The 1,276-nt window shown below is 58.4% G+C and carries 2 pseudogenes; one reads left to right on the top strand and one right to left on the bottom strand.

What is annotated here, in order from left to right:
• Positions 1-926, bottom strand: a pseudogene (locus tag ACXRVY_RS29785) (phage terminase large subunit family protein); the annotation flags it as partial.
• 1 nt (position 927) lies between these two features.
• Between ACXRVY_RS29785 and ACXRVY_RS29780 the strand changes: the two are divergent.
• Positions 928-1,134, top strand: a pseudogene (locus tag ACXRVY_RS29780) (integrase); the annotation flags it as partial.
• Between the last annotated feature and the right edge of the window lie 142 nt (positions 1,135-1,276).

Here is a 1,276-nt window from a genome sequence, read left to right as displayed (position 1 = left end):
GTTTCGTCGTTGCGCCCAGCGGTGTAGGTGAATTGCCGACCGCTGGCGGTGATGGTTTTGCGGATGGCCATCAGCGATTCGGCCATGTCGGTCCAGCCGGCGTCGAATTCGAGCCGCCCTTTGTGAATCACGTCGTAGGCCTTTAGCACCAGGCGGGTTTTCACCTCCGGCGAATAACTGAAGGTCACCACGTTCGGGAAGAACTGGCGCACCAGCTGCGCCACGCCCGAGCCCATGCCGGTGATGTCGTTGCCGATGTAGGTCACCCAGTAACGCATCGTCACCTAGCGGATGGCCTCGGCTTGCGCGGCAAAGTCCATACCGCGGAACTGATGCCGCTCGAGCACGCGGAACTTGCCGCCCGGGACCATTGGCGGGGTCACCACCAGGCCCGAGCTGTCGCCGGTTTCCGCCGGGGCGTAGCCCACCCAAACCTGCCGATCTGCAAACGGCCGCGCGGCGAACGGCTTGTAGTCCTCCGACCACTCCACCCAACTGTCGACCATGCAGGGCTGCAACACGTTGAGCGGGAAGATGCTTGCGCCGTCGTCGACGAACTGGCACATGAGCAGGTTGGCGAAGGCGTCTGCGTTGTACTCCAGCCGCAGCTCTTCAAGATCGAAGAGATCACAGCCGCGCTGCTCGGCATCGAGGATGGTGACGATCTGGCGCCAGATGCGGTCCTCGCACAGTCGGCCCTGCTGCAGGTTGTCGTGGGACACGTCTAATGTGAGCCATTGCGCCGCCGGTTTACCCTTGTTGAAGCGCTCGCCGGTCCAGAATGTGTAGGCCTCATGGGCCATGCTCGACGGTGTTGAAAAGTAGGTGCGCCGGTATTGCTTCTACATCGCCATGCCGCTGGCGACTTTGTTCAGTTCGTTGAACTTGAACGTCCAGAAGAATTCGTCGAAGTAGAAATTACCGTGAGGGGGATTTGATCTGGCAAGGGAGAAAGCCCGGATCGACAAAGCCGACTTCCAAATGCGCGATTTGCGGGCAAAAGCAGCTAYTGATAAGGAAGAGTCGACCGGCAACATTCAAGAGGCGACGGACCAACTGGGTCACACCACCGTCGTGATGACCGAGCATTACATCCGTAATCGAAAAGGTAAGAAAGTGACGTCGACAAAATAGGAATTGCGGCAAGATTCAAAAATTGCGGCAATAAAAACTAAGGGCCTGCATGAGGTATCTCACGCAAGCCCTTGATATTCATGGTGCCCGAAGCCGGAATCGAACCGGCACGCCCTTACGAGCGGGGGATTTTAAGTCCGTT

Source organism: Pseudomonas sp. P5_A2_2 (genome assembly GCF_054177685.1).
Note: the sequence above shows the minus strand (reverse complement) of the source record. Positions and strands in the feature narration are given on the sequence as shown.